Source organism: Agrobacterium larrymoorei, assembly GCF_013322225.1.
Lineage (GTDB): Bacteria > Pseudomonadota > Alphaproteobacteria > Rhizobiales > Rhizobiaceae > Agrobacterium > Agrobacterium larrymoorei_A.
The window spans coordinates 117312-141561 of sequence record NZ_JAAMFB010000005.1; the positions used below are offsets into that span (position 1 = coordinate 117312).

Annotated in this window: 18 protein-coding genes and 1 tRNA gene; 13 read left to right on the forward strand and 6 right to left on the reverse strand. The window is 58.4% G+C overall.

Annotation, left to right across the window (positions count from 1 at the left end):
* Positions 1-65 precede the first annotated feature (65 nt).
* From G6L28_RS02195 to G6L28_RS02215, 5 genes are all read left to right on the forward strand, one after another.
* Entirely contained in the window at positions 66-1484 is a 1419-nt protein-coding gene (locus G6L28_RS02195) for a helix-turn-helix domain-containing protein (protein WP_174062144.1), read from the forward strand.
* Between the two features lie 135 nt (positions 1485-1619).
* Positions 1620-2717 carry a polyamine ABC transporter substrate-binding protein gene (locus tag G6L28_RS02200; protein ID WP_174062145.1) on the forward strand — a complete coding sequence of 366 codons (1098 nt, stop codon included), beginning with the start codon at positions 1620-1622 and terminating at the stop codon, positions 2715-2717.
* A 78-nt stretch (positions 2718-2795) separates the two neighbouring features.
* Entirely contained in the window at positions 2796-3953 is a 1158-nt protein-coding gene (locus tag G6L28_RS02205; RefSeq protein ID WP_174062146.1) for an ABC transporter ATP-binding protein, read from the forward strand.
* A 12-nt stretch (positions 3954-3965) separates the two neighbouring features.
* Positions 3966-4874, forward strand: coding sequence for an ABC transporter permease subunit (locus G6L28_RS02210; protein ID WP_174062147.1), 909 nt, complete (start codon positions 3966-3968; stop codon positions 4872-4874).
* Positions 4875-4878: 4 nt separating this feature from the next.
* Positions 4879-5691 (forward strand): ABC transporter permease, encoded by an 813-nt coding sequence (locus tag G6L28_RS02215; protein WP_174062148.1) that lies wholly within the window; start codon positions 4879-4881, stop codon positions 5689-5691.
* A gap of 213 nt (positions 5692-5904) precedes the next feature.
* On the opposite strand, the gene G6L28_RS02220 is transcribed toward G6L28_RS02215, so the two are convergent.
* Positions 5905-7488: an ABC transporter permease gene (locus G6L28_RS02220; RefSeq protein WP_174062214.1), complete on the reverse strand. Its 1584-nt coding sequence runs from the start codon at positions 7486-7488 to the stop codon at positions 5905-5907.
* A gap of 160 nt (positions 7489-7648) precedes the next feature.
* Positions 7649-11452 (reverse strand): PAS domain-containing sensor histidine kinase, encoded by a 3804-nt coding sequence (locus tag G6L28_RS02225; RefSeq protein WP_174062149.1) that lies wholly within the window; start codon positions 11450-11452, stop codon positions 7649-7651.
* A 382-nt stretch (positions 11453-11834) separates the two neighbouring features.
* Here G6L28_RS02225 and G6L28_RS02230 point away from each other — a divergent pair.
* From G6L28_RS02230 to G6L28_RS02240, 3 genes are all read left to right on the forward strand, one after another.
* Positions 11835-11911: transfer RNA gene (locus G6L28_RS02230), tRNA-His, on the forward strand.
* Between the two features lie 237 nt (positions 11912-12148).
* Positions 12149-13711: a Ppx/GppA phosphatase family protein gene (locus G6L28_RS02235; RefSeq protein WP_234902439.1), complete on the forward strand. Its 1563-nt coding sequence runs from the start codon at positions 12149-12151 to the stop codon at positions 13709-13711.
* A 1-nt stretch (position 13712) separates the two neighbouring features.
* Positions 13713-14435, forward strand: a complete 723-nt coding sequence (locus G6L28_RS02240) for an RlmE family RNA methyltransferase (protein WP_174062151.1) — start codon at positions 13713-13715, stop codon at positions 14433-14435.
* A 6-nt stretch (positions 14436-14441) separates the two neighbouring features.
* Here the strand turns inward: G6L28_RS02240 and G6L28_RS02245 are convergent, their stop codons facing one another.
* Complete coding sequence (locus G6L28_RS02245; protein WP_174062152.1) at positions 14442-15854, reverse strand: MDR family MFS transporter; 1413 nt, start codon at positions 15852-15854, stop codon at positions 14442-14444.
* A 233-nt stretch (positions 15855-16087) separates the two neighbouring features.
* Between G6L28_RS02245 and G6L28_RS02250 the strand changes: the two genes are divergently transcribed.
* The 4 genes from G6L28_RS02250 (at position 16088) to G6L28_RS02265 (ending at position 20272) form a co-directional block, all read left to right on the forward strand.
* On the forward strand, positions 16088-17089 hold the full coding sequence (locus tag G6L28_RS02250) for an MBL fold metallo-hydrolase (RefSeq protein WP_174062153.1): 1002 nt from the start codon (positions 16088-16090) through the stop codon (positions 17087-17089).
* 180 nt (positions 17090-17269) lie between these two features.
* Positions 17270-18775, forward strand: coding sequence for an IMP dehydrogenase (gene guaB / locus G6L28_RS02255; protein ID WP_174062154.1), 1506 nt, complete (start codon positions 17270-17272; stop codon positions 18773-18775).
* Positions 18776-18867: 92 nt separating this feature from the next.
* Entirely contained in the window at positions 18868-19287 is a 420-nt protein-coding gene (locus G6L28_RS02260) for an MAPEG family protein (RefSeq protein WP_234902440.1), read from the forward strand.
* Positions 19288-19393: 106 nt separating this feature from the next.
* Positions 19394-20272, forward strand: a complete 879-nt coding sequence (locus G6L28_RS02265) for a dienelactone hydrolase family protein (protein ID WP_174062155.1) — start codon at positions 19394-19396, stop codon at positions 20270-20272.
* On the opposite strand, the gene G6L28_RS02270 is transcribed toward G6L28_RS02265, so the two are convergent.
* Entirely contained in the window at positions 20273-21166 is an 894-nt protein-coding gene (locus G6L28_RS02270; RefSeq protein WP_174062156.1) for a hydrogen peroxide-inducible genes activator, read from the reverse strand.
* A 47-nt stretch (positions 21167-21213) separates the two neighbouring features.
* The gene (locus G6L28_RS02275; RefSeq protein ID WP_174062157.1) at positions 21214-22164 is read right to left on the reverse strand and encodes a LysR substrate-binding domain-containing protein; all 951 of its coding nucleotides are present in this window, start codon (positions 22162-22164) and stop codon (positions 21214-21216) included.
* 215 nt (positions 22165-22379) lie between these two features.
* Here G6L28_RS02275 and G6L28_RS02280 point away from each other — a divergent pair, with 215 nt between their 5' ends.
* Positions 22380-22679 (forward strand): DUF1127 domain-containing protein, encoded by a 300-nt coding sequence (locus G6L28_RS02280; protein WP_174062158.1) that lies wholly within the window; start codon positions 22380-22382, stop codon positions 22677-22679.
* A gap of 118 nt (positions 22680-22797) precedes the next feature.
* On the opposite strand, the gene G6L28_RS02285 is transcribed toward G6L28_RS02280, so the two are convergent.
* Complete coding sequence (locus G6L28_RS02285; RefSeq protein WP_174062159.1) at positions 22798-24171, reverse strand: glutamate--cysteine ligase; 1374 nt, start codon at positions 24169-24171, stop codon at positions 22798-22800.
* Between the last annotated feature and the right edge of the window lie 79 nt (positions 24172-24250).

Here is a 24250-nt window from a genome sequence, read left to right on the forward strand (position 1 = left end):
TTTGTAAAAATGTCAATTTTGTAAATCCCACAGATTGTACGTGCTTTGTCAAAAAGAGAGGTGGCATGGCGGAAAACAAGATATTTGCGGGACCGAGGGTCCGTCGTGTGCGCAACAGTCTTGCCCTGACCCAGACGGCGATGGCGGAGGCGCTTGCCATATCTCCATCCTATCTCAACCTCATCGAGCGTAATCAGAGGCCGTTGACGGTTCAACTGCTCTTGAAGCTCGCTTCCGTCTACAAGGTTGATCTGGACGATCTGCAGGGAGAGAGCGGCGGCACGGCAAGCCAGCTCCGAGAAGTTTTCGCCGATCCGCTTCTGGCGGGCGAGATTCCGTCTGCGCAGGAACTGGTGGAGGTTGCGGAGGCCGCACCCAACGCTGCGGGCGGTGTCGTCAAGCTCTATCGCGCTTACCGCGAACAGGCCAAGCGGCTGAGCGATCTATCCGATCTTCTGGCGCGGGAAGGCCACCAGACCACGCTGTCCGATGCGCGACTGCCCATCGATGAAGTCCGGCAGGTCTTTGAAGCGAGACCCGCCCATTTCGCCGGTCTCGATTCCGCCGCGGAAATCTTCCATGCCTCGCTATCAGCGGGAGATGCCCTTGCCGGGACGCTGAAGTCCTGGCTGCAAAAGAACCACGGCATCGTCGTGCGAAGCCTGCCGGTTCATGCCATGCCGAACTTGCGGCGGCGATATGATCGTCACTCCATGCGGCTGTTCCTCTCCGAGCGTCTGTCCCCGCATGATCAGCTGCGCGAACTGGCGATGGAGGTTTCGCTTCTGGTTTTGACAGCGGAAGTCTCTGCCGAGCTTGAGGCTCTCGCTCTTTCGGGAGAGGAGGCGAAGCGCCTTGCCCGGTTCGAGCTTGCGCGATATGCCGCCCACGCGTTGATGATGCCGTATGGGGCCTTTCTCTCCGCCGCGCAGAGAGCGCGCTACGATATCGATGTGCTACGCGCCCGCTTCAACGTCTCCTACGAGCAGGCGGCAAACCGCCTCGTCACGCTGGCGAAGCCGGGTGGGATGGCGGTTCCCTTCTTCCTGATGGAAGCCGACAATGCCGGAAACCGGTTTCGTAAATCCGGTGCGCAAGGGTTTCCGCAGGCGCGCTTTGGTGGCCTCTGTCCGAAGCTGAACATTCACGCTGCCTTCGCCCAGCCGGGGCAGGTGCTGGTGGAAAGTGCCGAAATGCCCGATGGCGCGGCCTATCTGACCATATCGCGCACATTGGAAGGGCCGCAGGTGGCGTTTGGAGAGCGGGTGCGCCGCACCGCGCTGATGCTGGCCTGCGAAGCGCATTTCGCCAAGGATTTGGTTTATGGAGATGCCGTTGGGCCGAAGATCAATGCCGTTGCAATCGGCATTTCCTGCCGCCTTTGCGAAAGGCAGGGATGCCTCTCCCGCGCTGAGGCGCCTTTGACCCGGCCTTTGGGGCTGGACGAGATGGTAACCGGCCTCAGTGTGTTCGATTTCCAGTGAGTTGCCGAACACAATTGTTTGAAACTCCGCTGCAAAACATTTCCCGCTTGCGACAAGAAGTTTTCCTTCTTAGTCTCCTCATAAAACAAGGGGTTCGCGCAGATTTCCCACCCTGCGCTCAAATCAGGAGAGATCATGAGATATCGTTCGCTTCGTTTCAGCCTGGCATTTGCTGCGGCTGCACTGGCTGCCGGTACTGCGTTTGCGCAGGAAAAGGTCGTTCACGTCTATAACTGGTCCGATTATATCGACGAGTCCGTCCTTGCCGACTTTACCAAGGAAACCGGCATCAAAGTCGTCTACGACGTGTTCGACAGCAATGAAGTGGTGGAAACCAAGCTTCTTGCGGGTAACTCCGGCTATGACGTCGTGGTCCCGACGGCGCCGTTCCTCGCGCGCCAGATTCAGGCGGGCGTGTTCCAGAAGCTGGACAAGTCCAAGCTGCCGAACCTTAAGAACATGTGGCCGGAAGTCACCGAGCGTCTGGCCAAATACGATCCCGGCAATGAATATGCCGTCAACTACATGTGGGGCACCACCGGCATCGGTTACAACGTCGCCAAGGTCAAAGCTGCTCTGGGTGACGTGAAGATCGATAGCTGGGACATTCTCTTCAAACCGGAAAATGCCGAGAAGCTGAAGTCCTGCGGCATCAATATTCTCGACGCTTCGGACGAGACATTCGCGATCGCCATGAACTACATCGGCAAGAATCCTGACAGCAAGGAAACCGCCGATCTGGAAGCGGGCGGTGACGTCTACAAAGCCATTCGTCCTTCGGTAAAAACATTCAACTCGTCGGCCTACATCGATGAGCTTGCCAATGGCGACAGCTGCATCTCGATCGGCTGGTCGGGCGATATTCTTCAAGCCAAGACCCGTGCCGAAGAAGCCAAGAACGGCGTCGAGGTGAACTACGTCATCCCGAAGGAAGGCACCTATATGTGGTTCGACAACCTTGCGATCCCTGCGGACGCAAAGAATGTCGATGAAGCCCATGCTTTTATCAACTATCTGATGAAGCCGGACGTCATCGCCAAGGCGTCCGATTACGTTCAGTACGCCAACGGCAATCTCGCTTCACAGCCATTGATGGATGAGGCTGTTTCCAAGAACCCGGCGGTTTATCCGGACGAGGCGACGATGAAGAAGCTCTTCACCATTTCGCCTTACGGACCGAAGGAACAGCGTGTTTTGAACCGTGTCTGGACCCAGATAAAAACCGGTAGCTGACCGGTGTGAAACGAGGGGCAGGCGGTAACACCTGCCCCTTTTTCGTTCGGCATTCTTCGCAAGCAAACAGGGCAGGTCATGGCGAAATCACTGGGTCCGGTAAAACGTAAGTTCTCTCCTTGGACCGATCCCTCTGCGGTTCCCTTTATCCGCTTCGAAAATGTCACCAAGAAATTCGGCGATTTCACCGCTGTCGATAATCTGATGCTGGACATTTATGAGCGCGAGTTCTTCTCGCTGCTAGGTCCTTCCGGCTGCGGCAAAACGACCCTCATGCGCATGCTGGCCGGCTTCGAAGAGCCGACAGAAGGCCGCATTCTCCTGCAAGGCAAGGATATTTCAGGTGTACCGCCCTACAAACGGCCCACCAACATGATGTTTCAGTCCTACGCGCTGTTCCCGCATATGTCGGTGGAGAAAAACATCGCTTTCGGTCTCGAACAGGACAATCTTCCGAAAGCCGATATTGCCACCCGCGTCGAGGAAATGCTGCGTCTGGTGAAGCTTACCGAGTTTGCCAAGCGCAAGCCGAGCCAGCTTTCCGGCGGTCAGCGTCAACGCGTGGCGCTTGCCCGCTCGCTGGCGAAACGCCCCAAGGTTTTGCTGTTGGACGAACCGCTCGGCGCGCTGGACAAGAAGCTGCGCGAGGAAACCCAGTTCGAACTCATGGACCTTCAGCAGACGCTGGGCCTGACCTTCCTCATCGTCACCCACGATCAGGAGGAAGCAATGACGGTCTCTGATCGTATCGCGGTGATGGATAAGGGCATTGTGGTTCAGGTGGCGACGCCTGCGGAAATCTACGAAGCCCCGAACAGCCGCTACGTGGCGGATTTCATCGGCGACATCAACATATTCGAGGCAACCATCAAGGAAAAAACGCCAGCAGAGGGTAAGCCTGCAGGCATCGTGCTGGATTGCGGAGGGCTCACTGTTACGGTCGAGCAGGATTGCGCGGCAAGCGTTGGAAGCCAGGTCGCATTTGCGATCCGCCCGGAAAAAGTGCGTATCTCGCTCGATCCGCCCGCCGATCCATCGATGAATGTGGCTCATGGCGAGGTCTGGGATATCGGTTATCTTGGGGATTTCTCGGTCTTTATCGTCAAGCTGGATGATGGCCGCATCATGCGCGCAGCACAGGCAAACGTTTCGCGTCTCGTAGACCGCCCGATCACCTTCGGCGATATGGTTTGGTTGAACTGGAAAGCCGATTCCGGTCTGGTTCTGACCCGATAAGGAGAGTGACACATGGCGATCTCGTCTCCTGAAAACCGCCAGAGCCCGACCCGGTGGCTGGTCGTGGCAGTGCCCTATCTGTGGCTGCTGCTGTTTTTCGCTGCGCCCTTCTTCATCATCCTGAAAATTTCGCTGTCGGATACGGCCATCGCCATGCCGCCTTATGTGCCGGTGTTCGAGGGTTTCAGCCGTATCGGCGAATTCTTTTCGCAACTGGATTTCGAGAATTATCTCTTCCTGACGGAAGACCCGCTTTACATCGAAGCATACCTCTCGTCGCTGCGCATCGCCTTCATTTCGACAGTGCTGCTGCTTTTGATCGGCTACCCCATGGCGCTTGCCATGGCGCGGGCACCGAGCACCATTCGCCCGACGCTGGTGATGCTGGTTATTCTCCCGTTCTGGACCTCGTTCCTGATCCGCGTCTATGCCTGGATCGGCATCCTCAAGCCCGAAGGTCTGCTGACCGTGCTGTTCCAAACGATAGGTCTTCTCGGACCGGACCAGCAGGTGAATATCTTCCGCACAGAGGTCTCCGTCTTCATCGGCATGGTCTATTCCTACCTGCCCTTCATGGTGCTGCCGCTTTATGCCGCTTTGGAAAAGCTGGATAATACGCTTCTGGAAGCCGCTGCCGATCTCGGCTGCACGCCATGGAAAGCCTTCTGGAAAATCACATTCCCGCTGTCGCTTCCGGGCGTCATCGCGGGTTCGATGATCTGCTTCATTCCGATCACGGGTGAATTCGTCATTCCCGATTTGCTGGGCGGCGCGCAGACGTTGATGATTGGCAAGACCTTGTGGACGGAGTTCTTCGGCAACCGGGACTGGCCGCTGGCCTCTGCCGTCGCGGTACTATTGCTGCTGCTGCTTGTGGTGCCTATCGCCATCTTTCAGAACCAGCAGAAGAAGGTGGGGTGAGGCCATGAAACGCGGTAAATTCGACACCACCGTTCTGACGCTGGGCTTTGCCTTTCTCTACATTCCCATCATCATTCTGGTGGTCTACTCATTCAATGCGTCCAAGCTGGTAACGGTTTGGGGAGGTTTTTCCCTGCAATGGTACCAGTCGATGTGGTCCAATCAGGGACTAATGGATGCGGCATGGATCACGGTGCGCGTCGCGATCCTCAGTGCCACCATCGGTACCATCCTCGGCACGCTCGCCGCACTATCGCTGACCCGTTTCATGCGCTTTCCGGGCCGCATGCTGTTTTCCGGCATGATCTATGCGCCGCTCGTCATGCCGGAAGTCATCACGGGACTTTCCCTGCTGCTGCTGTTCGTTTCCATCGGTGTGGATCGCGGTTTCTGGACGGTGGTCATCGCACACACCACTTTCACCATGTGCTACGTCGCCATAGTCGTGCAGTCGCGGCTGCTCACCTTCGATCGCAGCCTGGAGGAGGCGGCGCTCGATCTCGGGTGCCCGCCGGTCAAGACCTTCTTCCGCATTACGTTACCGCTCATTCTGCCCGCAGTGGTCGCGGGTTGGATGCTAGCCTTTTCGCTGTCGCTGGACGATCTGGTCATTGCCAGCTTCACGACCGGACCGGGGGCCACGACCTTGCCGATCAAGATCTATTCGCAGGTGCGGCTCGGCGTGACACCCGAGATCAACGCCATCTGCACGATCCTGATTGCACTGGTGACGGTCGGCGTCATCTGCGCCTCCATCGCCTCGAAACGCACCGAGCTTCAGCGCATGCGCGACGAGCAGGCCGCCGCCAAGGGCTGAGCTGTTCATCGCAGGATGACGGTGGACCAGACTAGGATTTATTGCCCCTGAATGGTCGAACTGGGTGTTAACCTGTTGTTAAATCCAGTTCTTCAAATGTATTCCCAACGTGGGTTCATCCAATGAGAGGATGACTTGGGCCGGTGGCTCCAAAAAGACATGATGTATTTTAGTTCTTAACTCTCGTTGATAAGCACAATTTCAAAGGCAGCGTTAGCTGCCTTTTTTTTCGTGGTCGAGCGACCGGGATACGAGAACCACCGGAACAAGTCCGGCGGCGATGATGATCAGCGCGGGGAGTGCGGCATCCTGCACGCGCGAGCGTGATGCGCTTTCGTAAACCAACGTCGCCAGCGTGTTGAAGCTGAAGGGTCGCAGCATGATCGTGGCCGGTAGCTCTTTCAGCGACTCGATGAAGACGAGAAGCGATGCGGTGATCACGGCTGGACGAATGTTCGGCAGCAATACGCTGGTTAGGGTTTGAAAGCGTGTTCGCCCAAGCGTTCTCGAAGCCATATCCAGATGGGGCGAAAGCTTCTGGAAGGCTGCGTCGACGGAACCTTCCGCAAGGGTCATGAAGCGCACGCTGTGGGCATAGATGACGGCAATTGCCGTTCCGGTCAGCAGCAGCCCCGTCGAATAATTCAGATGTGCGCGGAAGAACCCGTCCAGCGCATTGTCGAAACCTGCAAGCGGTAACAGTACGCCGATTGCCAGCACCGTGCCGGGAATTCCGTATCCCAGCGAGGCGAGCCGGATCGCGGTGCGCATGGCCGGGGACGGGTTTGTGCGCTGCACGTATGCGAACAGAAATCCACCGAACAGGGTCAGCAGCGCAACGGTCAAGGAAATCTCGAGACTGTGACCGACCGCTTTCAGCAGTCTTGGGTCGGTAATCGCACCAAGGCGTTTGGCGGCGTAGGAACCGAGAACGAGAACGGGAATGGCAAAGCCTGACAGGACTGGCAGGCCGCAAAACCCTGTCGCCAGCAGTCCACGCCATCCGGGCAAGCGTGTTCTGGTAATACTCTGCGCCATAGACGTGGCTTTGGTAGAGCCGAAGCGCTGCTGGCTGCGCGCCTTGCGCTCCGTCATGATCAGGCAGGCGACGACGATGACGAGGATCGCCGCGATCTGTGTTGCACCGGCAAGATTGCCGCGATTGAGCCAGGTCTCGTAGATGGTGAAGGTCAGTGTGTGAACGCCAAGATATTCCACTGCACCGATATCGTTCAGCGTCTCCATCAGCACCAGCGCAAGTCCGATGATGATGGCAGGACGGGCCATGGGCAGTTGCACCGACGTAAAGATGCGCCATGGGCCTGCGCCAAGTGTCCTTGCCGCCTCCGCAGCGAAACGGCCTTGCAAGCCGAAAGCGGCACGTGCCGAAAGGTAGACATAAGGGTAGAGCACCGAGCCAAGCACCAGCACCGCTCCGCCCAGCGAGCGGATATCCGGGAACCAGTAATCGCGTATGCTCTGATATCCGAAGAGCGCGCGCAGACCACTTTGTACCGGCCCCGTGAAGTCAAGAAACTCACCGAAGGCATAAGCCGCGAGATAAGAGGGGATGGCAAGCGGCAGCACCAGCGCGAAAGAGAGCAGACGGCGGCCGGGAAACTCGAACGCGCTTACAAGCCATGCAGTAGCCACCCCGAAAAACACTGCCATCGCACCTGTCATCACAAGCAGCAAAAGCGTCTGCCCGCCGGAGCGTGGCAGGACGTTGACCAGCAGATGCTGCCAGCCGCTTGTCCCGCCCGTCGCTGCAATCACGAAGATAGCGATCAGCGGCATCGAAATCAGCGCGCAGAACAGGACCGCCACAAGGGAAAGCCGCGAAATGGTAGGCTTTCTCAGAACGGAGGCGGTAAGGGAATGGCTGGATGGCTGCACTGCGAGAATCCTCCGTGGCCCGCGCGGCAGGCCACGTTGGTATTGCTAATCCCGCAAGGGGTCAGTTCGCAAGGACGCGTTGCGACGGAAAGCTGATTTCCACCAATGTTCCTTCGTTCGGTGTGGAGGTGATGGCGAAGTTGGCACGGTTTGCGTCGACCATCGCCTTTGTCAGCGGCAGCCCAAGACCCGTGCCATCGCCGCGCACCCGGCTGCTGGACGCGGAAACCTGCCGGAACGGCTTCATCGCCTGCTCAAGCTCAGAGCGGGTCATGCCGATGCCTGTATCGCGGATGCGAAGCGTCACACTGCCGTTCGGTTCATAGGCCGTTGAAACCACGATCTGACCGCCAGACGGCGTGAACTTGATGGCGTTGGACAGGATGTTGAGCATGATCTGCTTGATCGAGCGAAGATCGGCAACGATCTGCGGTACGGATTGCGATAGCGCCGTACGGATGATGACGCGCTGATTGTTCGCCTGCGGCTGTACGATGGAGACGGCTTCCGCGATGGTTTCGTTCAAGGCGACCGCCTTGAAATCCACATCCATCTGCCCCGCTTCGATCTTGGAAATGTCGAGCAGGTCGTTGACGATATCCAGCACATGGCGACCGGAGCGCACGATATCGTTCGAATATTCGATATAGCGCGGGTTTCCGACCGGGCCGAAACGCTCGGTCGCCATCATGTCTGCAAAGCCGATGATTGCATTCAGCGGCGTGCGGATTTCGTGGCTGACGCGGGCGAGGAAATCCGTCTTGTGGGCATTCGCCGTTTCCGCCGCCCGCTTGGCATTGCGCAAGTCCTCTTCGGTACGCTTCCACTGGGTAATATCGCGTATGACGGCGCAATATCCATTGGTGGATTTCAGCCTGCCGATGGTCATGAACAGCGGCAGGAAGCCACCGGATGCCTCGCGACCGATCACCTCGCGACCATCGTTCAGCACACTGGCGACGCCGTTATTGGCAAGACCGGAGAGGTAGTCCAGCACGGCACGCTGGCTTTCATGCGCAAAAAGCGTGACGAACGGCTTGTTGGCGATTTCGCGATTGTCATAGTTGAACAGAGCGCTGGCAGAACGGTTCAGCGACCGGATCGTTCCATCCTCACCCAGCAGAACCACACCGTCTGTCGCGGTTTCGAGAATGGAATGCAGTTCTTCGATCTCGCCTCTCATCTGCGAAACACCAGCATCGTCTGTTGATGTCTCTACATCTTCGCTGGCAGCTATATTCGCTTCGGTCGGGATCAGTGACAGCATCAGCGCACTGGTGTCTTCCCAATGCACGGACTGAAGCTTTGCGCGCACAGGCACCAGATCGTTCTCGGCAGTCACGGCAATCATTCCGCCAGTGCGGTCCGTGGCAGCTTCCAGTTCGTCGCGTTGCAGCAGGGCGTCGAGCCCGCCCACCTCTTCCAGATCCTGTGTGCTGACATAGCCCGTCAGGCGAAGGAATTCCGGGTTGGCATGGATCAGCCTGTCGCCACTGTGGATCAGCAGCGCCACGGGCATCTGGTCGATGGTCTCAGCTGTCAGATTGGCGGAAAAACGCGCGCCGGGTGTTTTTAAGGTCGGACCATGCTCGGGGGTCGCTTCCTCAGCGCCATCATCCAGATCGCCGGTCTCGCGATTAGCGGCGGTCAGATGGGTGAAGGCTACCAGCTCATCGCCACGGGTATAGTCGGCAAAGGCGTCTTCATCGATGTCCCCCGTTGTATCGACGCTCAGCTCTGCCTCAGACACTGTCTCGGCTTCCAACTCCGTTGCGGTGGCGTTCGTAACAGGCTCTGCCGTCGCGCCAGAATTTTTCAAGAATGGCTCTACGGCAGTATCCGTCGTGTCTTCTGTAGCATCGTCTTCAACGAAGGGTTCTGTCGCTGCCTCGGTTTCTACAGGTGCTGTGATCCCATCCGTCACCTTCGTTTCGGAAGATGTTGCGCTCTCTTCAGCCGCCTTGGGCGTCTCCCCGGAGGTATCCGCAGGCTTCAGCGCGCGTCCGATTTCCTGAAACGCCGCCTGTTCGCTGGCGCTCAGCCCATCGCGATTTCGAGCGCGATGTTCATCGAACTGCACGACCTTGTCGGAGTATCGACGTCCGGGCGTTTCGGTAATCTTCAGAGCCGGAACCTCGTGCTCTGGCGGTTCATAGCTGCGCGTCGGCTCCTGCTTGCCTGGCTTGGCCTCATCCGGGGTGTGGATATCCGCGGCGTCTAGCAGCTCTTCCTGCGCGTGCGTGGTGAGTTGCTCTTCGTCGTCGGGCAGCGAAAACAGCATTGTTTCGTCTTCGGCACGCTGCACTTCGGAAAGCTCTTGAACCTCTTCCGAAATCTTTCCGCCGCCGCTCAAAGCCAGACCGACGGCGTTCGGGTCTTCCACGGCATCCGCAATCCGCACGATACCGAAACCACGAAAACCATCGAATTCACGGGTTCGGGTATAGGTCGGAAGGGCAGCAAGATCGATCGGCACCACCAGCGACGTGCCTTCGACCGGCCAGAAAATGGTCTTGCCCGACCACGTATCGCGACGATTCAGGAGCTCGGTGATCTTTCCGTCCGGATCGAGATTGAACAGAGCGGCCAGATCGGCAAAGCTCATGCCTTCGACCGCTGCCGCCTTGGGTCCGACCGCCCCGGCAAACTCATGGGAAATGGAACTGAAGTGTCCGGTCGAATCGATCTTCCAGACAAAACGGGAGGCACGACCGTTGGGGTTGAATACGAAGTCTATGGCTTCGACCGAAGACGTCTGGTCAGTCTCGGGTTCGGGCGGAGACTGGTCTGCCGCAGATGCAAAAGGCTGTGTCTCGAGCGGCAGTTCCGGCTCTTCATCCTCAGGTGCGTCTGCTTCCAATGCAGCGGCAGGTTCAGCTTCACCCGTAAACGGCGTTGCATCTTCTTCCACCGCAGCAGCAGCCTCGTCCTCTGGCTGAGATTCCTCTTCCATCTCTGCGATGGGTTGGCTCATTGCAGGTTGGATATGTGAGGTTTCCGTGCTCCCGGCAGTATCGAGCTCTGCATCGATCTCGTCCGGCTCCGCAACTTCCTCGATCTCGGCGACGGCATCGAGCACGCTGGCATATTTCTGTTCGGAAGAGGTCGAAGAAGGCTCGACGATCTCATCGGCTGGCGCAACAACTGCCTGCCGTTCCGCAACAGGCTCCGCGAAATCGTGAGATGGGTCGAGCGTGCCGAGCACGGTTTCGACCACGAAGAGGAGATTGAGCGCAGGATTTTGCGAGAGCTGCCCGGTTGCTGCCGGGAGATACCCTTTGCCCGCGGGAACGGGGCGCTTCACCAGTTTTCCGGGGTGCCGCGACGCCATAGAAACCAGCGTTCTCGTCGTTTGCGGGGTGATGCCGAGAACCGCAAAACCGTCCGAGGCGGCGATGATCTCGCTGTTTCCGTCCAGCACGGCCATGTGAATATCGGCGTCGTCGAAGCCTTCGATCATCCGCTGCGCGCGCGCCTTGAGCGACAAGGCGCTCTGGTCCAGCGCGGCGGAAAACAGAACGGCTGGCTGACCTGACTCCGCTTCGATCACTTCCGCTATGGCTGGCACGGCGATGCTTCTGAAGCCGGAAAGAACGCGAATAGTGAACGACTGGCGATCGCCGGGATGTTGCAGGCGTGATGCAGCACCGGCGAGCTGGCGGAAGGTAACGTCCTGACGCGAAGGGCCGCGCTCCAGAAAATCATAGATCAACGGTGTGCCGAACAACGCAGCTCCGCGCCCGTTCGCCCACAACGCCGCCGTCAGGTCCATGGAAAATAGCGCCATGGCTTCGCCGCCTGCGAACTTTTCCCGCACGCGCTCATGCACTGCAATGTCGATAAACGGATATTGAACGGCGGGCATGTCGGAACCTATTCTGGCACTTCCTGACCTTCGCTGCCGTAGGGCCTCCTCATGAGGCGCAACAGCCTGCATCGGCTTGACGTTAACAGAATCTTAAATAACTTCACAGGGCGTCCGCGTCCATATTCCCTCACCGGAATTGCCAAACACAGTTAACATGGAAACCCCACGCCCTGAGATGCAATCTTGACGGCGACCAGGACGTTTTGCAATTGCCGGGGCTGCTGTCGTCTGCGCCATCCACTGCTTTGATGGGGTCGTTCTTTCAAGCGGCTAAAACAGACTTGCTTTCCAGAGGTTTTTTGGCAAAAATTGCCGAAGGACTTGCAAAAGGGAAAAACTCCCCGTATGTGAGCCCCCGTGACGCCGAAACGTCGCTTGTGCGGTTGTAGCTCAGTTGGTTAGAGCGCAGGTTTGTGGCACCTGAGGTCGGTGGTTCGACCCCACTCAACCGTACCATTCTCTTCTCCCCGTAAGTCATATCAGTCACTAGACTGACGGGGAGAAGAGAAGCTTTGCTTCATTTCCAAGCCTTTCTGGATGACAAGACACTGCTTATGTCCGCTGGCATGCGCTGTGACCTCGATTTCCGTTACCCCAAAAATCGGTTGGCTAAAATGCGACGGACTGGTATGGTCTGCCCAACGTAACCTTTATGGACGCCAGCGGCATGCCTTCGGGCTTTTGCGCGGCGGAATGGATAAGACAGTGATCGACCCCGGCAGCGGCGCTAAGCCGCCGGAATCAGGGGCGTCGGCGGCAGAAAAAGGGAAAGCGAAGCGTTCCCGTCGTGGCAAGGGCAAACGAGGTGGCAGCAACCGCCCCGCTTCTGCTTCGCCACAGCTTCATGTCGCCGATTCCCAGGTGGATTCCAATCCCTCAGGCAATCTCGAGCCCGGCTCGGAGCAGCGCAAGCGAAAGCGCCGCAGGCGCTCGCGTGGTCAAGGTGGCGGGCAACAGCAGCCCGCAGTTGCGGCCGCCGCGGCTATTGTTGATAATCCGAAACAGGGTCCCGCTCCGCGACCGGACCATTTGCCTGCGGGCAAAAGGAAGGCGAGAAACCGCAAGCGCGGTGGCCATCGCGATCCTCAGGGTCGGCCGCTGGTTCCAAGCCATGCGCCGAGACCCGCCGCCAGGCAGAACGGTTCTTCGACATCCACATCCGTCGGTGGCGATCAGCAAAGCACATTTCAGGCAAAATATCCTTCGGCTCGAGACGCGTTCGATGGCAGTACGGATATGTACGCCGCGCTCGATCTTGGTACGAACAACTGCCGCCTGTTGATCGCGCAGCCGACACGGCCCGGTCAGTTCCGGGTGGTGGATGCTTTCTCGCGCATCGTGCGGTTGGGGGAGGGACTGGTATCGACCGGTCGCCTGTCCGACGACGCCATGGATCGTGCCATCGAGGCGCTCCGCATCTGCGCGTCGAAACTCTCGGGCCGCCCAATCCGTCGCATGCGTCTGATCGCAACCGAGGCCTGCCGTGCTGCTACCAATGGCGAGGAGTTTCTCGACCGTGTGACGCGCGAAACCGGACTCCAGCTGGAAATCATCAGCCGGGAAACGGAAGCGCGCCTTGCCGTATCGGGCTGCTCGTCGCTGGTCGGGCGGGAAACGCGTTCGGTGGTACTGTTCGATATCGGCGGCGGCTCCTCGGAGATCGCGGTCATTCGCGTTGGCGAAAACCGTTCGAACCGTTTGGCCAACCACATCACACACTGGACGTCCCTGCCGGTCGGCGTCGTCACGTTGTCGGAACGTCACGGCGGTAAAGACGTGACGCCGGAAATCTTCGCGGCCATGGTCGACGAGGTAGAGGGGCTGCTGAATGCGTTTCACTGCCCACCGATAAACGGCCATGTTCCCAATGAGGATTTTCACCTCATCGGAACATCCGGTACGGTCACGACGCTTGCAGGCGTGCATCTCGATTTGCCCCGCTATGATCGTCGCAAGGTCGACGGACTGTGGTTGTCGGATGCGGAAGTGACCGCAATGCAAAGCAAGCTGCTGGCCTGGGATTTCGCGGGTAGGGCGGCAAACGCCTGCATCGGGCCGGACCGTGCGGATCTTGTTCTGGCGGGTTGCGCCATTCTCGAAGCGATCCGCAGGCGCTGGCCCGCGCGACGCATGCGCGTGGCGGATAGGGGGCTTCGCGAGGGCCTGCTGACGGATATGATGGCTGACGATGGCGCATGGCGTCGCAACAAGATACGCCGTGCCCAGACGCATGGCAGGGTAGAGCGGAAGGGTTGATATGAGCAAGGCGCCCACAAGTACGAACCGTACAGGACGCAAGATCGGCCAGAAGGTGAAGAAGACGAAGCTGAAGGCTTCGTCGCGCCGCTGGCTGGAGCGTCATATCAACGATCCTTATGTGCAGCGCGCCAAGCTGGAAGGCTATCGTGCCCGGGCGGCATTTAAGCTTCTCGAAATCAACGACAAGCATCAGATCCTGAAGGATGCCCGCCGCATCATCGACCTTGGTGCAGCACCGGGCAGCTGGTCCCAGATCGCCGCCAAGGTTACGGATTCGACCGAAGACGATATCCGCGTCGCGGCTATCGATTTCCTCGAGCTTGATCCGATTCCCGGCGTTAAAATCCTGCAACTGGACTTTCTCGATCCGACAGCGCCTGACAAGCTGATGGAAGCGGTCGGCGGCACGCCGGATCTCGTGCTGTCCGATATGGCGGCGCCGACCACCGGCCACCAGAAGACCGACCATATTCGCACCATGCATCTGTGCGAAGTTGCGGCGGATTTCGCCGTGCAGGTTCTGGCGGAGGGCGGGCATTTCCTGGCCAAAACCTTCCAGGGCGGCACGGAAAAGACACTGCTGGATATGCTCAAGCAGAACTTCAAGCAGGTCATCCATATCAAGCCTGCTTCGTCACGTTCGGAATCGGTGGAGATGTTCCTGCTCGCCAAGCACTTCAAGGGTCGTAAAAAAGAGATCGCTGTCGAAGCAGAAGAATAGCTATCTCTACTCCGCCGCCTGGGACGCCTCGTCATCGGCGATCTTGCGTCGATGTCCCGACACGGCGGCGCCGGCGCTGCGATCCATGGCGATGAGTGGCAGAATTGCCAGCAGCGACACGCCCGCCACGATCATGAAGGCTGTATGGAAGTCCGAAAGCTGAAGATGCTCGCCCGAAAAGTAGCTGCTGACCTCAAGGATGGAGGCTGCAAATGCGACGCCGAGCGCAAGGCTGATCTGTTGTAGCACGGACGCCATCGAAGTTGCCTGGCTCGCCTGCCTGTCGTCTATGTCTGAATAGCTGAGCGCATTTGTTCCCGTGAAGAAGAATGAACGCGCAAACCCTGCCGTGACAAGAAAGATCATGATCACCGCATAGGGCGTATTCGGCGTGAAGAAGCCGTTGGCGAAGGTGGTGAATGCACCTACGATGCCCGCACCGATCAATATGCTTTTGAACCCGGTTGCGGCAAAGACGCGTCTGGCAAAAAATTTCGTGGTGATCGCACCTATCGCACCTGCAAAGGTGATCATGCCCGACTGAAAAGGGTTGAGCCCAAAGCCTATCTGCAACATCAGCGGCATGAGGAAGGGTATTGCGCCCGTCGAAATACGGAAGATCGTGCCGCCGATGGAGGCAGCCCTGAACGTCGCGTTTCGAAATATCCTGAAATCAAGTATGGGCGCTGGATGGAGCTTGGCGTGTCGAATGTAACAAAGGCCGCTGATAATGCCGAGGATCGTTGAGGTGATACCGACAACGGGCGGAAGGGCAGGCAAGCTGACGACGGAGAGACCGAAGACGACCCCTGAGGCTGCGACGCCTGAAAGCACGAAGCCGACCGTATCCAGCCGCGGCGGATTGGTCGTTTCGATCTCCGGCAGGTTGATGGTCGCAAGCCATATGCCGATCAAACCGATCGGCACGTTGATCAGGAAAATCCAGTGCCATGAGAAGTAGGTGGTGATGAAGCCGCCGATGGGCGGACCGGTCAGCGGGCCGACGAGCCCGGGGATCGTCAGCAGGGCCATGGCGGAAACGAGATCGCTGCGCTTCGTCGTCCGCAGCAGCACCAGACGCCCGACAGGCGTCATCATCGCGCCGCCCATTCCCTGAAAAAAGCGCGAGACCACGAACTCCACCACCGAAGCGGAAAAGGCGCAGCAGATGGAGCCGACGACGAAAATGGCGATGGCGAAACGGAAGATTTTCTTTGCGCCGAACTTGTCCGCCATCCAGCCGCTTATGGGAATGAAGATCGCCAGAGCCACCATGTAGGAGGTCAGCGCCAGTTTCAGCGTAATCGGCCCGACATTCAGATCTTTCGCGATTGCGGGCAAGGATGTGGCGATAACGGTGGAGTCCATCTGCTCCATGAAAAGGGCCACAGCCAGTATGAGCGGAATGATGCGGTTCATGAAAACTTTGCGGCTGCGCGCTTTTGCCGGAAGGGAACCTGTTTTACCTACGCCTGCCGGCACGGATTGCCAACTAAACTTTTGGCAATATTCTAAATTAGGTAGGCTCCCGAAGGAGCAGGTTAGATTCGGCCCGTGAGATCACGTCTGTGTGAGGCCGCTTTTCCAAGTCTTTCCAATGCTATGCTGATGATATTGATTTCAACATCGATCCATCAACGTTGGAGAGTTTCATGACCAGTTTCTTTCGCACCAACAGACGCGGCCTGTTTGCCACCGCAGGCATTGGCGCACTTGCCGCCCCCTTCGTATTGCGGGGAACGGCGTTCGCCCAACAGGCGCAACCGCAGACATCCATGGAGGTCGACCACGTCATGCCACCGGAAACCAACCGCTTCAAGCTCGGCAATTTCGAGGTCCTTGTCGTCAAGGATGGCGCAAGACCGTCGGGCAAGCCGCAGGAAACCTTCGGCACCAACCAGAGCGCCGAAGCTGTCGGCGAGCTTCTGGAGCAGAATTTCCTTCCGAAAGAGGAGTTCGTCAACAGCTTCTCGCCAGCTCTCATCAACACGGGAACGGACCTCGTGCTGTTCGATACGGGCTTTGGCGAAGGCGGTCGCGAAGCTGGCAACGGGCGACTTATCGAAGGGCTTGCTGCCGCAGGTTATACGCCGGACGACGTGACCGTGGTTGTGCTGACCCATATGCATGGCGACCATATTGGCGGCCTGATGGAGAAGGGCAAGCCAGCATTCTCCAAGGCGCGTTATGTCATGGGACAGGCGGAATACGACTTCTGGACGGATGAGAAGCGCGTCGGTACACCGGCAGAAAACGGCCACAAGGGCGTGCTGGCGAGTGTGAAGCCTTTGGCCGAGAAAACAACTTTCATCGGCGATGGCGCGGAAGTCGTTCCCGGCATCACCGCTATGGCCGCCTTTGGACACTCCCCCGGGCACATGATCTTCCGTGCTGAATCGGAAGGCAAGGAACTGGTTCTCACGGCCGATACGGCGAACCATTACGTCCTTTCGCTGCAAAGACCGGAATGGGAAGTGCGTTTCGACATGGACAAAGCCGCCGCCGCCGCAAGCCGCAAAAAGGTGTTCGACATGATCGCCACCGACCGCGTCGCTTTCCTCGGTTATCACATGCCGTTCCCGTCTGTTGGATATGCGGAGAAGCTCGATACCGGCTACCGCTTCGTGCCGAAGTCCTATCAATTCGATATCTGATACTGCTGTATCGCGACAACACATCAAAACCCGGAAGGCTTTTCCGGGTTTTTTCTATTCCCTTCCTGTCATAACCGTGTTACCAGCCCTCGCCAACTTCCAAGCAATCCTTTGCAGGGCCGCCGGGGTGAACTTTCGTTCCGGGTGGGCCATGCATTTTCAAATTAAAGGAATTTGGCCATGGCTCGCATCATTGAAACTCCCACCGGTCTCGACGCTCTGACGTTCGACGATGTGCTTCTCCAGCCAGGGCACTCCGAAGTCATGCCCGGCCAGACGAACATCGCAACACGCATTGCCCGCGATATCGAGCTGAACCTGCCAATTCTTTCGTCTGCCATGGACACTGTGACCGAAGGCCGCCTGGCGATTGCCATGGCGCAGGCTGGTGGCATCGGCGTCATTCACCGCAACCTCACGCCCATCGAGCAGGCTGAGGAAGTTCGCCAGGTCAAGAAATTCGAAAGCGGCATGGTCGTCAACCCTGTGACAATCGGCCCCGACGCAACGCTTGCAGAAGCACAGGCGCTGATGAAGGCGCATGGTATTTCCGGCATTCCGGTCGTTGAAAACGGCGGCGCTGGTGGTCACAAGTCGGGCCGTCTGGTGGGCATTCTCACCAACCGCGACGTTCGCTTCGCTTCCGATCCGGCCCAGAAGATTTACGAGCTGATGACGCGCGAAAACCTCATCACCGTCAAGGAAAGCAGCGTCGATCAGCAGGAAGCACGCCGCCTTCTGCACAAGCATCGCATCGAAAAGCTGCTCGTCGTCGATGGCAAGGGCAATTGCGTCGGCCTCATCACCGTCAAGGACATGGAAAAGTCGCAGCTCAACCCGAATGCCACGAAGGATGCACAGGGCCGCCTTCGCGCCGCTGCCGCAATCAGCGTTGGCGCCGACGCCATCGAGCGTGCCGAGCGCCTGATCGAAGCCGGCGTCGATCTTTTGGTGGTCGATACGGCGCATGGTCATTCACAGCGTGTTCTCGATGCCGTAACGCACGTCAAGAAGATGTCGAACTCGGTTCGCATCATAGCCGGTAACGTGGCGACCGCTGATGGCACCAAGGCACTGATCGATGCGGGCGCGGATGGCGTCAAGGTCGGTATCGGCCCGGGTTCGATCTGCACCACGCGTATCGTCGCAGGTGTGGGCGTTCCGCAGCTGGCAGCCATCATGTCAGCCGTACAAGCAGCGCAGGAAGCCGATATTCCGGTTATCGCCGATGGCGGTATCAAGTTCTCCGGCGATTTGGCGAAGGCGATTGCTGCTGGTGCATCCGCCGTCATGATCGGCTCGCTGCTGGCCGGTACGGATGAAAGCCCCGGCGAAGTGTTCCTCTATCAGGGCCGTTCCTTCAAGGCGTATCGCGGCATGGGTTCCGTCGGGGCCATGGCACGCGGCTCGGCAGACCGTTACTTCCAGGCGGAAGTGCGCGATACGCTGAAGCTGGTGCCGGAAGGCATCGAGGGTCAGGTTCCCTACAAGGGTCCGGTATCCGGCGTCCTCCACCAGCTCGCAGGCGGCCTGAAGGCTGCGATGGGCTATGTTGGCGGCGCGACCATCAAGGATTTCCAGGAGCGTGCGACGTTCGTGCGCATTTCCGGCGCGGGCCTGCGTGAAAGCCACGCTCATGACGTGACGATCACACGCGAAAGCCCGAATTACCCCGGCGCGGTTTGATCTTTCGCTTCGGGTCGATAAGGTAATGACGATTTCACGCTCTCCGAACCCCCGTTCGGGGAGCGTCTTGTTTGTTGAATAAGGAGAATGCCATGTCACCGACGACCGCCATGTTCTGGCCCATGATTGCCCACGCTTTTTTGGTCTTCGGTCTCTATGTCCTGCTTTTTCTACGTCGCAAGAAATTCACCTTCAGCAACGCGGACACTTTCAAACAGTTTCGCGATTCGGGTGAGGAGGCCGTTCAGAGCCAGCTGGTGAACAAGAACATTGCCAACCAGTTTGAAATTCCGGTTCTGTTTCATGCGGCCTGCCTGCTGCTGTACATCACCGATGCGGACAACATCGTCACGATCATCCTCGGTTGGATATTCGTGTTCTCCCGCTTTCTGCAATCCTATGCACACGTTACCAGCAAGAGCCTGCGCTATCGCGCCCCGGCATTTGCCGCAGGATTCGCGGCTCTGGTTTTGATGTGGGCATGGCTGGCCATCTGGCTGGCGCTGGAATAATCGCGTCTACCCTTCACGTAAAAGTGTGCCAGTTGGCAGTTTCCTGCGCAGCCATTTGTCGTCTTCAGCCGTTACGTCTTGTTTTTATCTCTGGAGGAGGAAAGCAATGGCGGACAAAACGGAAATCACGCAGGCCATGATCGATGCGTATGACGAGTATACGCACTTGAGCCTCGATAGACGGAAATTCATGGAAAAGCTGACGCTGCTGGCAGGTTCGGGTGCTGCAGCGGCTGCCATTGCGCCGCTTTTGGCGGCAAACGGCGCGCAGGCGGCAATGGTGCCTGCAACGGATGAGCGCCTGTCAACGCAAGACGTGACCTATCCCGGTGGCAGCGGCGACATGAAGGGCTATCTGGCCGTGCCGAAAAACGCATCGGCCTCGCTCGGATCCGTCATCGTCATTCACGAAAACAGAGGCCTCAACGACCATATCAAGGATGTGGCCCGCCGCGTTGCGCTGGAGGGTTTTGTCGCGCTCGCTCCTGATTTCCTATCGCCGCAGGGCGGAACGCCTTCGGACGAAGACAAGGCGCGGGAAATGTTTACCGGCATGGACATGGCGGCCACGGTTGCCAATGCGGAAGCAAGCCGGATCTGGCTGAGCAAGCGCGATGGTGCGAATGGCAAGGTCGGTGCGGTCGGCTTCTGCTGGGGCGGCGGCCTCGTCAACCGGCTGGCAACCAGGTCGGAAGGCTTGAACGCAGGCGTCGCCTACTACGGCGCACAGCCACCAGCCGCCGATGTCGCAGCAATAAAGGCGCCTTTGCTTCTCCACTATGCTGGGCTCGATGAGCGGATCAATGCGGGCATCGCGGATTATCGCAAGGCACTGGAAGCAGACGGCAAGACGTTTGAGATTTTCGTCTATGACGGTGTGAACCACGCCTTCAACAACGATACTTCCAGCGCGCGTTACGATAAAGCAGCTGCCGATCTTGCATGGGGCCGGACGATCGATTTCTTCCGCAAATATCTCGCGTAGCTAGCGCCGTTTGGCGCAATTGGCGATGGCTTGCGCCAGCGCCTCGATATCGGCTTTGCGGGCGCTCGATTTGCGCCAAACGAGGCCGATCTCGCGGGCAGGAGCCGGGTCCGCAAAGGGAACGATGCGCAGGTTGTTGCGGGTCGTTTCTGTCGAGATGGCAATTTCCGGGATAAGCGTCATGCCCATGTCGTGCGAAACCATCTGCAGCAACGTCGTCATGGACGTTGCGCCGTAGTTCACAAGACTGCGCTTGCCTGCCGTGCCGCAAACGGCAAGTGCCTGATCGCGCAGGCAATGGCCTTCCTCCAGCAACAACAAACGGTCCATATCGACCTGGCCCTCGTCGACTGGCGAGATGAGAATGTCATCATCATTTCTGGCTGTGGCCATAAAAAAACGGTCGGTGAAGAGGTGGCAGGCTTCAAGTCCCTCGCCATCCACCGGAATGGCGGCGATGACGGCATCGAGTTTCCGCGCGATGAGATCGGAGACGAGGCGATCCGTAACCGCCTCCTTGAGTTCTATTTCGATCAGGGGATGTTGGGAACGCAGGTGCGGCACCAGCTGCGGAACGAGATAGGGCGCGATTGTGGGGATTATGCCTATGCGCACCAGACCTTCCAGCGCACGTCCGCTTTTGCGCGCTGTCTCCTCCAGCCGTTCCACTTCAAGCAGAATGGCTCTCGCATGGCGCAGCACCTCTTCGCCCTTCGGCGTGATGGTGATACCGCCACGACCGCGTTCCACCAACTTCACGTTCAGATGCTCTTCCATCTCCATGATCTGTACGGAAAGCGCAGGCTGGCTGATATTCGCCTCCGCCGCCGCCCTGCCGAAGTGCTGGGTGCGGGCCAAGGCATCGAAGTATCGCATTTGCCGGAGAGTGATCATGATAGGATTTTCCTATCAATCATCCCCCAAATAGCAAGCGGAATTTATCACCAGCCGGGTGCCATATAGCCGGTCTTTGTGCGTGGCATGTTTGCGAAGACCTTGATCTGCGCATCGAGCTCATCCGGCGGGGAAGCGAGCGAAATATTGTCCAGACATGCGGTGATGTGGTCGGTGATCGCGTTCATCAGGGAGGGAGAAAGGCCCGGACGCTTCATGAGGCCGATCTGAACGGGGGGCAGGGGCGGAAATCCGTCTGCGCCGGTCAGGACCCGCATGCCGGTGCGCAGGGTCGATTCCGGCAAGACCGAAACCGCCATGCCCGCCAGCACGGCGGCGGCGATGACGGTGGAAGACCAGCTCGTGAACAGCACCTGATATTCGCGGCCATCGGCATCCAGCGCGGAGGCAGCCTGCTGCCGCCACTGGCAATCCCTTCGTCCGACGGCAAGCGGCACGGGCACGTCGTCGCGCAGTGGATGATTGGCCGATGCCACCCAGCAAAGAGGTTCCGTTCGCACGATATCGGAGGCGCGCGCGCGCGGGTTGTGGGTTACCAGCGCAATGTCCAGCTCTCCGCGCGTCAATTTTTCCGCAAGGCTGACGGAAGGCTCGCAGACGATATAGAGCTCGACATTCGGGTGGGTCTTGGCGAAACGCCCGATGATTTCCGGCATGTAGCGGTCGGCATAGTCGTCCGGCGTCCCGATCCGCAATGTCCCTTCCAGGCGGTTGTCATCGAAGGCGGCCACGGCCTCACTGTTGAGGCGGATGATGCGGCGGGCATAATGCATCAGCTTTTCACCTTCCGCAGTCAGCCTGTTGCCACGGCCATCCTTGGCGAAGAGCTGCTTTCCAAGACGTTCCTCCAGCCTGCGCATCTGCATGGAAACGGCCGATTGCGTCTTGAAAACCCGGTCGGCAGCCTTGGTAAAGCTGCCCGTGTCGACGATGGCGATGAAGGTATGAAGCTGATCGATGTCGAGTGGTGCGGTCATGGCACGTCATCCATAAGAGCTATTGATAACTCACATTAGAAACATTCGTTGGACTGATCAATCCTGTTGCGACATTTTGACGCTCGAAACAACCGATCAACCACGATTTTCCGCTAAGCGCCGGATGGCAGGACGCGGTTGTCACAAACGTCATCGGGTCTTTGTGTAAAATGCAAAGGCCAACTCTTCTCGTGCCTTATCGAAGGGATAGTGTCATGCGCACGGCAGAACGGAAAATGGAATTGCAGTTGACAGCGCCGGGTGCAGCGACGTGGAAACGCGTATCCGCATCGGGTATCGAGCTTCTTGCCGGATTGCTGCGAAATGTCCGCCACCGTATCGCTGCGAACAAACTTGACGAGATGGATGACTGGCAACTGGCGGATATCGGCCTGTTGCGAACCGATGTGACGGATGCCTTCGAGACGAGCCTTCTTGAAGACCCGACGCTCCATCTGGCGCGCTCCGCGCAGATGCGGGCTCGCAGCCGGTTCATCGGTTTACGAAAGAACTGATTGCAGGCTTAGCTACGTACTTTTTGAAATACCCAGTTTCCCCGCAGGGTGATTGCCAATAACCCTGCCCTTTGCCCGGTGAACGGCCCCAAGCCGCACCGGGCTTTTTTATGGGCTCTTAATACTGATATTCTTCGAAGACCGGCAGAACCGACTGGTTCCAGCGACCGTGATAGAGAGACAGCATATCCTCCGCCAAGGTAGACTTTTTCGCCAGAACCTCTTGGAGCGGGGAGAGGAACACGCTTTCGTCCTGACCATCACCATTGAGGCGTGCACGGCGCTGCAAACCGGTGCGCGAAATGGCGACGACTTCACGGGCGATGTCGAGCAGAGGCTGGCCAGCAACGGAGGCCTTGAGGCCCTGTACCGGTACAGCATCGCGCAGCGCAAGAACGTCTTCGAACGTCCAGCCCGAGGTCATGGCGTCTGCCGCCGTCAGTGCTTCGTCATCGTAAAGCAGGCCGACCCAGAATGCGGGAAGCGCACAGATGCGACGCCATGGACCGCCGTCCGCGCCACGCATCTCCAGAAAACGCTTGAGCCGGACATCGGGGAAGAGCGTAGAAAGATGGTTCGTCCAGTCGCCGAGGTTCGGCTGCCAGTCGGCGATCTCGCCCTTCAACGCGCCGCCCATGAACTGGCGGAAGGTGATGTTGGTACAGTCTCGGTATTTGCCGTCGCGTACGATGAAGTACATTGGCACATCCAGCGCCCACTCGACATAATCCTTGAAACCGAAATCGGCATCGAAGGTGAACGGCAGGACGCCGGAGCGATTGTTATCGGTATCGCGCCAGATATCGCCACGCCAGGAAAGCAGCCCATTCGGCTTGCCTTCGGTAAAGGGCGAGGAGGCGAACAGAGCTGTTACCAGCGATTGCAGCTTCATCGACACGCGCATCTTGCGGCGCATATCCGCTTCCGAAGAGAAGTCGAGATTCACCTGGATCGTGCAGGTGCGATACATCATGTCCAGACCTTGGGTGCCGACCTTGGGCATGTAGTTGGTCATGATGGCGTATCGGGACTTCGGCATCTTCGGTGTTTCATCGAGGCGCCAGAGCGGGCTTCCGCCGACGCCGAGGAAGCGGATGCCCATCGGCTCCGCGATCTCACGCAACACCGCCAAGTGCTGGTTCGATTCCTTGCAGGTTTCGTGCAGGTTTTCGAGAGGTGCGCCGGAAAGCTCGAACTGGCCACCTGGTTCGATCGAAATCGCTCCCATGCCGGAAGGTTCGCCAAGGCCGATGATGTTGTCGCCGTCCATGATCGGCTCCCAGCCCAGCTTCTGCTGCATCCCGGTCAACAGCGCGGAGATGCTGGCCTCGCCGAAATAGGGAACCGGCGAATTGTCCTTGCGGAAAAACGCGAATTTTTCATGCTCGGTGCCGATGCGGAATTTCTCCGCCGGTCTGCAGCCACCCGCCAGATAATCTGTCAGTTCCTCAACGGAAGAGATCGGTGTCTGGTCGGTCGTATCGCGGGCCATGAAAAGTACCTTGTCGTAATATGCCGTGCGCGGCGTAGATGAAATCGCTGATAGGGCCGAGCAGCGCTACAAGCAAATG

What these genes read in the sequence shown, in the direction of transcription:
- G6L28_RS02260 (WP_234902440.1), top strand. Translation starts at nt 18,868, where the DNA reads ATGTCACCGACGACCGCCATGTTCTGGCCCATGATTGCCCACGCTTTT.
- G6L28_RS02265 (WP_174062155.1), top strand. Translation starts at nt 19,394, where the DNA reads ATGGCGGACAAAACGGAAATCACGCAGGCCATGATCGATGCGTATGAC.
- G6L28_RS02225 (WP_174062149.1), bottom strand. Translation starts at nt 11,452, where the DNA reads ATGCCCGCCGTTCAATATCCGTTTATCGACATTGCAGTGCATGAGCGC.
- G6L28_RS02250 (WP_174062153.1), top strand. Translation starts at nt 16,088, where the DNA reads ATGACCAGTTTCTTTCGCACCAACAGACGCGGCCTGTTTGCCACCGCA.
- G6L28_RS02235 (WP_234902439.1), top strand. Translation starts at nt 12,149, where the DNA reads ATGGATAAGACAGTGATCGACCCCGGCAGCGGCGCTAAGCCGCCGGAA.
- G6L28_RS02280 (WP_174062158.1), top strand. Translation starts at nt 22,380, where the DNA reads ATGCGCACGGCAGAACGGAAAATGGAATTGCAGTTGACAGCGCCGGGT.
- G6L28_RS02220 (WP_174062214.1), bottom strand. Translation starts at nt 7,488, where the DNA reads ATGCCGCTGATCGCTATCTTCGTGATTGCAGCGACGGGCGGGACAAGC.
- G6L28_RS02245 (WP_174062152.1), bottom strand. Translation starts at nt 15,854, where the DNA reads ATGAACCGCATCATTCCGCTCATACTGGCTGTGGCCCTTTTCATGGAG.
- G6L28_RS02210 (WP_174062147.1), top strand. Translation starts at nt 3,966, where the DNA reads ATGGCGATCTCGTCTCCTGAAAACCGCCAGAGCCCGACCCGGTGGCTG.
- guaB (WP_174062154.1), top strand. Translation starts at nt 17,270, where the DNA reads ATGGCTCGCATCATTGAAACTCCCACCGGTCTCGACGCTCTGACGTTC.
- G6L28_RS02240 (WP_174062151.1), top strand. Translation starts at nt 13,713, where the DNA reads ATGAGCAAGGCGCCCACAAGTACGAACCGTACAGGACGCAAGATCGGC.
- G6L28_RS02205 (WP_174062146.1), top strand. Translation starts at nt 2,796, where the DNA reads ATGGCGAAATCACTGGGTCCGGTAAAACGTAAGTTCTCTCCTTGGACC.
- G6L28_RS02275 (WP_174062157.1), bottom strand. Translation starts at nt 22,164, where the DNA reads ATGACCGCACCACTCGACATCGATCAGCTTCATACCTTCATCGCCATC.
- G6L28_RS02215 (WP_174062148.1), top strand. Translation starts at nt 4,879, where the DNA reads ATGAAACGCGGTAAATTCGACACCACCGTTCTGACGCTGGGCTTTGCC.
- G6L28_RS02195 (WP_174062144.1), top strand. Translation starts at nt 66, where the DNA reads ATGGCGGAAAACAAGATATTTGCGGGACCGAGGGTCCGTCGTGTGCGC.
- G6L28_RS02200 (WP_174062145.1), top strand. Translation starts at nt 1,620, where the DNA reads ATGAGATATCGTTCGCTTCGTTTCAGCCTGGCATTTGCTGCGGCTGCA.
- G6L28_RS02285 (WP_174062159.1), bottom strand. Translation starts at nt 24,171, where the DNA reads ATGGCCCGCGATACGACCGACCAGACACCGATCTCTTCCGTTGAGGAA.
- G6L28_RS02270 (WP_174062156.1), bottom strand. Translation starts at nt 21,166, where the DNA reads ATGATCACTCTCCGGCAAATGCGATACTTCGATGCCTTGGCCCGCACC.